Source organism: Amycolatopsis sp. NPDC006125, from assembly GCF_040614195.1.
Taxonomy (GTDB): domain Bacteria; phylum Actinomycetota; class Actinomycetes; order Mycobacteriales; family Pseudonocardiaceae; genus Amycolatopsis_E; species Amycolatopsis_E tucumanensis.
This window is the reverse complement of sequence record NZ_JBEXTZ010000093.1, coordinates 23828-32389: the sequence shown is the minus strand read 5'-3', so window position 1 is coordinate 32389 and position 8562 is coordinate 23828. Positions and strand designations below refer to the sequence as shown.

Sequence of the window (8562 nt, the reverse complement as noted above, 5' to 3'; positions counted from 1 at the left end):
GCACGAACTGACCCCGGCCGAGATGGCCGAGTTCGCCCGCGAATTCGCCGATGCCATCGGTACAGGGCAGCCCTGCGTGGTGATCTCCGGATGACCCGCCTCCTTGAGATGATCAGGGGCCGGGCAGACGAGGGAGAGCGAATGCAGCTGAGTGCCGGATGGATCCCGTGGGGCATGGACGCCGACACCTTCGGCGCCTGGGGGCAGTGGGCCGGCGCGATCATGAGCTTCTTCGCGGTGGTCGTTGCGCTGGGAATCGCGATCCGTGATGGTCGTGTCCGGGCGGACGAGCGCGCCGATCAGGTGAAGGCGCAGGCTCGGACGGTTACCGTCGACGTGCGGAAGTTGAAGTCCGACCGCTGGCACTACCACTGGACTTCGGTGGTGGTCGAGAACCACGGCACCTTGCCGATCACCGAGATCACCCTCACACGCCTGGTCGTGAAGACGAACGGGCGAGAGGTGGCATGGGAGTTGAAGATCGATAGCAAGGGCTATACGTCGAAGGCGCTGCCGCACAGGCTGGCAAAGGTCCTGGGACCAGGTGAGCAAGGGGAGTACGGCAGCCTGCGCGAGCTGGTCGACGGGCCGGAGGTGCGGTTCATTCAGCCTGAGGAAGCGTATGCCGAGGTGACCTTCGTCGATGCGGCGGGACTTCGGTGGTCCCGGACCACCGAGAACCGCGAGCCGCAGAGGGTCATCGAGAAGTGACCGCGCCCGCCGTCGTCGAGCACCGGTACCGGCCGCGCGGGGCGGCGAAGCGGCTGCTCGCCTGTCGGGACCCCGAGGTGCTGCTCTCGGGCCCGGCAGGCACAGGGAAGTCCCGCGCGTGCCTGGAGAAGCTGCACCTGATGTGCCTGCTCAACCCCGGCATGCGCGGCCTCATCGTCCGCAAGACCCAGGTGTCCATGACGAACACCGCGCTGGTCACCTTCCGCGAGCACGTCGCCGCCGAGTCCATCGCGGCCGGCCACGTCCGGTGGTTCGGCGGCTCCCAGCAGGAAGCGGCCTGCTACCGGTACACCAACGGCAGCGTGATCAACGTCGGCGGGATGGACAAGCCCACCAAGATCATGTCCTCGGAATACGACATCGTCTACGTCCAGGAAGCGATCGAGCTCACCGAGACCGACTGGGAAGCCATCACCACCCGCCTCCGCAACGGCAAGGTGTCCTTCCAGCAGATCATCGCCGACACCAACCCCGACACCGCCACCCACTGGCTCAAGAAGCGCTGCGACAAAGGCGTCACGCGGATGATCGAGTCCCGCCACGAGGACAACCCCGTGCTGGTTCGCGAGGACGGCACCCGCACCGAGGTCGGCGAGGCGTACATCTCCAAGCTCGACGCCCTCACCGGCGTCCGGCGGCTCCGCCTGAAAGACGGCCTGTGGGTCGCCGCCGAGGGCCAGATCTACGAGGACTGGACCCCGGCGATCCACCACGTCGACCGGTTCGACATCCCCGACGACTGGACCCGCTGGTGGAGCGTGGACTTCGGGTTCACCAATCCGTTCGTGCTGCAGTGCTGGGCCGAGGACCACGACGGCCGCCTGTACCTGTACCGGGAGATCTACCGCACCCGCCGCCTGGTCGAGGACCACGCCAAGGACATCCTGCGCATCGTGGCGCCTGAGAGGAAGTGGCGGGAACCCCGGCCGCGGGCGGTGATCTGCGACCACGACGCTGAGGATCGCGCCACGCTCGAACGCCACCTCGGGCTCGGCACGGTGGCGGCGAAGAAGACCGTGTCGGACGGGATCCAGGCTGTGCAGGCGCGCCTGCGCCCGGCCGGCGACGGCAAGCCCCGCCTGTTCTTGCTGCGGGACTCGCTCGTCGAGCGCGACTCGGACCTGGAGGCCGTCGCGAAGCCGCTGTCCACCGTGGACGAGATCCCCGGGTACGTGTGGGACGTGTCCGAGGGGAAGCCGCCGAAGGAGACCCCAGTCAAGGAGAACGACCACGGCGTCGACGCGCTTCGGTACATGGTCGCCGAGCGGGACCTCGGCGGTCGGCCACGCGTGCGTTTCCTCGGCGGGTAGCTGGGGCTACCGCTTCGCAAGCCACCGCCTGATGGTCATTCGGTCAACGCCGGCTGTGTCTGCGAGGTCGACTTCGGACCAGCCGGCCTCGGACGCCGCAATCACTGCGGCGCGCAGCGCGTCCGTGTGCCGCTCGACGTCGCGAAGTGCCTGCCTCCGTTGTTCGCCGAGGCTCTGCACGGTGCTGCTGAAAGCCGCGTTTATGTCGACGAACGGCGCGCTCTCTCCTGCGGCTGCGGCGAGCTTCTTGAGGAGCTCATCGCTGAGCGTGTCGAAGCCTCGCACCTTGTGCGACATGCCCGCGAGGAGAGTCTGAATCGCCTTTGAAGTGGGGGAGTTCTTGGCGATGGCCTCGAGTTGAGTGGATAGGGACTGCATTGCGGGGACCTCGCGGCGAGCCGCCATGTCGCGCATGCGGGCCGCGCGTTCGGCCTGTGCCTTGGTGGGAGGCAAGCTCGGAATGTTGATCTTCGGACCGGTCTGCTCGGCGAGTTTCCTGAGGGCCTTGAGAGTGGGCTCCGAGAGCCCTTCGAAGCGGGTCATGTAGACGATGCTACAGGAAATGTAGCGCGGTCTACAACGGGTCAACTCAGAGCCTTGCGGAATTGCATGCATACCTATTCATCTGTTTAGGTGAATAGGTATTCAGTTATCCTGCTGACGTGATCAACCGGCTCATCGCCCTCCTGCAGCCAGCGGTGAGCCGAGTCGCGCCCGCAATCCTGTCCCTCGTCGCGCTCGTGTGCTTCGTCATCGCGGCGTTCCTCCAGTTCGGACTCCCCGCCGGGCTCCTCGCCGTCGGCGCCGCGTGTCTGGTCGCCGAGTGGCGCATGGTCGAGCCGAAGCCTGCTCGTCCGGACGGTCGCCGGTGAGGGGCCTGCTCGCGCCGCGGCCGCGCAACGACAGCCCCGTCCCGCTCGCCCCCCGCCGCGCCATGGGCTTCGGCTCGATGTTCGGGTCCCGCGCCGACGTCATCGGCCAGCTCGACACGATGGCCACCAACGGCACCGTGTTCGGCATCGTCGACCGCATCGCCCAAGCCATCGCGGGCACCGAGTGGAAGCTCTACCGCAAGGCCGCCTCGGGCAACGAGGAAGACCGCGTCCGGGTCACCCGGCACGCCGCGCTCGACATCGTGACGAAGCCGAACCCCTTCTACTCCCGCGCAACGTTCTTCGAAGCCTCCTCGCAGCACGCCGACCTCACCGGCGAAACCTGGTGGGTCGTCGGCCGCAGCCCCCGCCTGCGGAACCTGCCCCTCGAACTGTGGCCCGTGCGCCCCGACCGCATGACCCCGGTCCCGCACCCGACGAAGTTCCTGGCCGGCTACATCTACACCTCGCCGGACGGGGAACAGGTGCCGCTCGAGCTGGACGAGGTGATCTTCACCCGTCGGCCGAACCCGTCCGACCCCTACCGCGGGCTCGGCCCGGTGCAGGCCATCCTCACCGATGTCCACTCCGCCCGGTACGCGGCCGAGTGGAACAAGAACTTCTTCCTGAACTCGGCCGAGCCGGGCGGGATCATCGAGGTCGAGAAGCGCCTGTCGGACCCGGAGTTCGACGAGCTGACGAAGCGGTGGAACGAGCAGCACCGCGGCGTCGCCCGCGCCCACCGCGTCGCCGTGCTGGAACAGGGCAAGTGGATCGACCGCAAGTACACCCAGCGGGACATGGAGTTCACCGCCCTGCGCGGCGTCACCCGCGACGCGCTGATGGAGGCGTTCGGGTTCCCGAAGGCCATGCTCGGCATCACCCAGGACGTCAACCGGGCCAACGCCGAAGCCGGCGAGGTGATGTTCGCCCGCTGGCTGATCAAGCCGCGGCTGGAGCGGTGGCGTGACGCGCTGAACGGCATGTTGCTGCCGCTGTTCGGCGACACCGCGCGTGACCTCGAGTTCGACTTCGACAACCCCGTGCCCGACGACGAGGCCGCCGAGAACGCGGCGATGACCGCGAAGGCCGCAGCGGCGAAGACCTACATCGATGCCGGGTTCGACGGTGAGTCGGTGAAGGAGGCGCTCGAACTGCCGGACGCGCTGGTGTGGGAGAAGCCGGCGCCGCCGAAGCTGCCTGCGCCGGGCGCGCAGGACCAGCCCGCGCCGGTCGTCGACAACTGGCCCGCCCAGGTGGCTGCACTCGCGGGCGACCACCCGGACCCGCGCCGGATCCGGAGCCAGGACTTCCCGACCCCGCCCGGGGACTGGCCCGAGCGCGATGAGGACGCCGTCGACGCCGTCGACCTCAGCCCGGTCCAGGCTGCGTGGGAAGCCGCGCTGGCCGCGCTTCTGGAGCTGTGGAGGGGCAGCGTCGTCGCCGCGTGGATTGACGAGCTCCTCGACCAGATCCGCGCCGTGCTGCGCGGCGAGGGCACCTTCACCAGCCTCACCGTCGACACCGACACCGCGGCCAGCCACCTGGCCGACGCGATGCGCGAGCTCGCCGAAACCGCCGCCGGGCATGCCGTCGACGAGGCCGCAGAGCACGACGTCACCCTCACCCCCGCATGGCCCACCGAATCCGAGCTGCAGGACGCGGCCCAGACCATCGCCACCTTCGAGGGGCAGCGCTACGCCCAGTCGGCCGGCCGGGAAGCCGCCCGGATCGCCTGGCCTGACGCTGACCCCGACGAGATCACCGACCACGTCCGGACCCACCTCGAAGGCCTTTCCGACTCGACGTCGGCGCAGGCCTTGGGCGGGGGGCTCACCCACGCGCAGAACCAGGCCCGGCAGGCCACGTTCAAGTCCGGCCCGGTCGGCGCGCTCTACGCCTCCGAGCAGATGGACCGCAACACCTGCGACCCGTGTCGCGAGATCCACGGCCGCTGGGTCGCCAACACCGACGACCTGGCGCCGCTGCTGAAGCTCTACCCGTTCGGCGGCTACATCGACTGCAAGGGCACCTGGCGCTGCCGCGGCACCGTCGTCGGCGTGTGGCGGCCCAAGACCACGGAAGGCGGGAGCTGATGGACATCGACCCGCGGCTGATCGGCCGCGTGCAGGACATCGTCCGGGCCCGCGAACAACGGCGGCCTCGCGCGACCGCGGCGCCCCGCGATCGCGGTGTTCGGCTCGTCGCCCTCGACGACTCCACCCCGGAGCTGTGGATCTACGAGGAGATCGACTCCTGGTGGGGAGTGTCCGCCGCCGACGTCGCCGCCGCGCTCAAGGGCCACCGCGGCGACCTCCACGTCCGCATCAACTCCCCGGGCGGGGAGGTGTTCGAGGGGTTCGCGATCTACAACCTGCTCGCCCAGCTCGACGGCACCGTCACCGTCACGGTCGAAGGCCTCGCCGCGTCGGCCGCGTCCTTCATCGCGATGGCTGGCGACAAGGTCCGGATGTGCCTGGCCAGCCAGATGATGATCCACGACCCGTGGGGATTCTGCGTCGGCGCAGCGGACGACATGCGCGACATGGGCAGTGTCCTCGACTCGCTTGCCGAGACCCTCGCCGGGATCTACGCCGAGCGTGCCGGTGGTGAGATCGCGGCTTGGCGCGACGTGATGCGCGGCGAGCAGTGGTACACGCCGCAGGAAGCCATCGACGCCGGGCTCGCCGACGAGATCGTGACCCCGAAACGCAAGGGCGGCGACGAGCCGGAGGAGCCCGACGAGAGCCAGCTGGCCGCTACCCGGTGGGACCTGTCGGTGTTCCAGTTCCGCCACGCAGGCCGCGACGCTGCGCCGAAAGCCACCGATTCCGAGCCTGGGGTGACCCACACACAGCCCTCGGCCACGAAGGACGCTGCAGCAGCGACGTCCGGCGACGACAGCGAGGCCAGCGGCGCCGAGCGGCAGGCCGCCGCTTCGCCAGATGCCGTCGACGAACCCGAGGCCGCCCCCGCGCCCGGCGCCGATTCGGAACCAGCACCACCCGACCCGTGGGCCGACGCCGTCGCCGCCCTCCTCGAACCGGAGCCGTCCACAACGGACGAGCTGCTGATGTCCCTCCAAGAGAAAGGCCTGGCATGACGACCCAGCTCGTTCCGCCGAAGAACGTCCCGATCCCGAAGAACGCCGACGAGCTCGCCGAGATGGTCGGCGACCCCGGCAAGCTCAAGCCGATCATCGAGAACAAGGAGGCGTTCGCCGGGTTCATCCAGGCCTACGCCGACCAGCAGCAGGCCCCCGGCACCGACCTGCACGAGGCGATCAAGGCCGAGACGCAGAAGCAGCTGGCCGACTACCTCCGCGAGAAGGACCTCGACGGCGACAACGTCGAGCGGATCAACCGACTCAACCTCGACCCGCAGGGCGGCGCCCGCAACCGCAAGGGCGGCATGCTCACCTCCTACGGGCAGGGCGCCAACCACAACCCGAACGCCCCGGGCGTGGTCCTGGACGACAAGTTCAACAACGCCGTCGACTACCTCGAGTCGATCTGGCACCTCAACGAGTCCCCGGAGGCCTCCGCACGGCGCACGGAGATCCGCAACGCCGCCTCGTCGGTGTCGCCGGCGGACGGTGGCTTCTTGGTGCCGGAGACGCTGCGCAGCCAGCTGCTGCAGGTGTCGCTGGAGACCGCGACGGTGCGACCGCGGGCCACCGTGGTGCCGATGGACTCGGCGCGGGTGCCGTTCCCCACGATCGACGTCTCCAGCAACCAGAGCAGCGTGTTCGGCGGCATGATCGCCTACTGGGGGGAGGAGTCGGCCGCGCTGGTCGACGCGAACCCGAAGTTCGGGCGCGTCGTCCTGGACGCGAAGAAGCTGACCGGCCTGTCGGTGGTGCCGAACGAGCTGCTGCAGGACTCGATCATCTCGTTCTCGGCGCTGATCGAGCGGCTCTGGCCGATGACGCTGTCGTTCGAGGAGGACGCCGCCTTCTCCAAGGGCAACGGCGTCGGCCAGCCCCTGGGCTACCTCGGCAACCCCGCCACGGTCGCCGTCGGCGCCGAATCCGGGCAGGCCGCGGACACGATCGTCTACGAGAACATCGTCAAGATGTACGCCCGGATGCTGCCGTCGTCGCTGCAGCGCGCGGCGTGGGTGGTCACCCCGGACGCGCTTCCCGAGCTGCTGACGATGAGCCTGTCGGTCGGCACCGGCGGCAACTCGGTGTTCGTCGCGAACGCGGCTGGCGCCGCCCCGATGACGATCTTCGGGCGGCCGATCATCGTCACCGAGCAGGCCAGCGTGCTCGGCGACCAGGGCGACATCGCGTTCGTCGACCTCACCTACTACCTCGTCGGTGACCGGCAGACCATGACCGCCTCCTCGTCGACCGACTGGAAGTTCGGCAACGACCAGACCGCCTACCGCATCATCCAGCGCGTCGACGGCCGCCCGTGGATCCAGTCGGCCATCACCCCGAAGAACGGCGGCCCCGCGCTGTCCCCGTTCGTCGAGCTCGCCGCCCGCGCCTAGTCGTTGCCGGGGCCGGGCGGCATTAACACCCCGCCCGGCCCTCGCTCCGAAGTGGCAATCAACCCCCACCAGGAAGGCACAACCCCATGGCACAGAAGGCTCTCGGCCGGCTGTTCAACACGGCACCGGCCGCCGACGGCAAGTGGATCAACCTCAAGGCGGCGGGCGGTGTGGCGTTCCTGTGCTACCTCGCCGGCGCCGTGGGCGACACCTACACGCTGCAGGAGGCGAGGGACGCGGCGGGCACCGGCGCGCAGAACCTGCCGGTGCTCACCGAGTACCACACGAGCACCGGCGACGGGTCCGACGCGTGGACGCGCCGCACGCAGGCCGCGGGCGCCACGGTCGTCACCGCGGCGGCGGCGACCCAGAACGCGATGGTGTGCGAGGTCGAGGCCACGTCCCTGTCCGACGGCTACAAGTTCGTCCGGCTCAGCTCGACCGGCGCGGGCACCGTGAACGCGGTGACCCGGGACCTGGTGGCGCAGCGCGCCCCGGCGAACCTGCCGGCGATGGGCGTCTGAGCGCGAAGGCCGAACCAATGCTGTGGATCTGCCAGGAGTGCACCACCGCCTACGCGGTGGGCCTCCTGGCCTGCCCGCACTGCGCAAGCACCAACTACCTGGAAGAAGGCCAGGAAATGCCCAAGATCACCGTCCACGGTGGAGCGTCTAACGCCAACCCCGAGACCACGGTCGAGGTTCCAGGCGAGGTCGTCGACGGCCCGCACGGCGAGCGCGAGCCGCTGCCCGAGTTCGACCCCACCACCGAGCGCGACACGCCGCCCGTCGAGCAGGAGGCGACGGGCGAGCAGGCCAGCGAGAGGGCCGAGCCGTTCGACCCCAGCGACCACACCGTGACCGAGGTGCTGGCGTACCTCGACGGCGCCGACGACGGCGAGCGCACCCGCGTCCTCGACGCCGAGAAGGCCGGCAAGAACCGCCGCGGAATCGTCGGCGAGCAGGCATGACCGAGGCAGGCGGCTGGTACGGGCTTCTCGCGATCGCGCACGAGGCCGCGGCCGAGCGCGCGGCGGAACAGGCCCGGCCACCCGTTGCCTGTCCGAACGACGGCGAGCCGCTCCAGACCGGACCTGACGGCAGCCTGCGCTGCCCTTTCGACGGCTGGCGCCCCAACGGCTGACCGCCGGA

10 protein-coding genes are annotated in these 8562 nt (G+C 69.6%); 9 read left to right on the top strand and 1 reads right to left on the bottom strand.

What is annotated here, in order from left to right:
- Window positions 1-174: 174 nt before the first annotated feature.
- Entirely contained in the window at window positions 175-711 is a 537-nt protein-coding gene (locus ABZ193_RS34325) for a hypothetical protein (protein ID WP_354712806.1), read from the top strand.
- Window positions 708-2042 (top strand): phage terminase large subunit, encoded by a 1335-nt coding sequence (locus tag ABZ193_RS34320; protein WP_354712805.1) that lies wholly within the window; start codon window positions 708-710, stop codon window positions 2040-2042. Before ABZ193_RS34325 ends, ABZ193_RS34320 begins: the two co-directional genes overlap by 4 nt.
- A 6-nt stretch (window positions 2043-2048) precedes the next feature.
- Here the strand turns inward: ABZ193_RS34320 and ABZ193_RS34315 are convergent, their stop codons facing one another.
- Window positions 2049-2585: a hypothetical protein gene (locus ABZ193_RS34315; protein WP_354712804.1), complete on the bottom strand. Its 537-nt coding sequence runs from the start codon at window positions 2583-2585 to the stop codon at window positions 2049-2051.
- 119 nt (window positions 2586-2704) lie between these two features.
- Here ABZ193_RS34315 and ABZ193_RS34310 point away from each other — a divergent pair, with 119 nt between their 5' ends.
- From ABZ193_RS34310 to ABZ193_RS34280, 7 genes are all read left to right on the top strand, one after another.
- Window positions 2705-2914 carry a hypothetical protein gene (locus ABZ193_RS34310; RefSeq protein WP_354712803.1) on the top strand — a complete coding sequence of 70 codons (210 nt, stop codon included), beginning with the start codon at window positions 2705-2707 and terminating at the stop codon, window positions 2912-2914.
- Window positions 2911-5010 (top strand): phage portal protein, encoded by a 2100-nt coding sequence (locus ABZ193_RS34305; protein ID WP_354712802.1) that lies wholly within the window; start codon window positions 2911-2913, stop codon window positions 5008-5010. The genes ABZ193_RS34310 and ABZ193_RS34305 overlap by 4 nt, the downstream gene beginning before the upstream one ends.
- Window positions 5010-6017: a head maturation protease, ClpP-related gene (locus tag ABZ193_RS34300; RefSeq protein ID WP_051362884.1), complete on the top strand. Its 1008-nt coding sequence runs from the start codon at window positions 5010-5012 to the stop codon at window positions 6015-6017. Before ABZ193_RS34305 ends, ABZ193_RS34300 begins: the two co-directional genes overlap by 1 nt.
- Window positions 6014-7411, top strand: coding sequence for a phage major capsid protein (locus tag ABZ193_RS34295; protein ID WP_027933731.1), 1398 nt, complete (start codon window positions 6014-6016; stop codon window positions 7409-7411). The genes ABZ193_RS34300 and ABZ193_RS34295 overlap by 4 nt, the downstream gene beginning before the upstream one ends.
- Window positions 7412-7497: 86 nt before the next feature.
- A complete protein-coding gene (locus ABZ193_RS34290) occupies window positions 7498-7935 on the top strand; it encodes a hypothetical protein (RefSeq protein WP_354712801.1) in 438 nt (145 codons plus the stop codon).
- A gap of 17 nt (window positions 7936-7952) precedes the next feature.
- Window positions 7953-8381 (top strand): hypothetical protein, encoded by a 429-nt coding sequence (locus ABZ193_RS34285; RefSeq protein WP_354712800.1) that lies wholly within the window; start codon window positions 7953-7955, stop codon window positions 8379-8381.
- Window positions 8378-8554 carry a hypothetical protein gene (locus tag ABZ193_RS34280; protein ID WP_354712799.1) on the top strand — a complete coding sequence of 59 codons (177 nt, stop codon included), beginning with the start codon at window positions 8378-8380 and terminating at the stop codon, window positions 8552-8554. Before ABZ193_RS34285 ends, ABZ193_RS34280 begins: the two co-directional genes overlap by 4 nt.
- The last annotated feature ends 8 nt before the right edge of the window (window positions 8555-8562 follow it).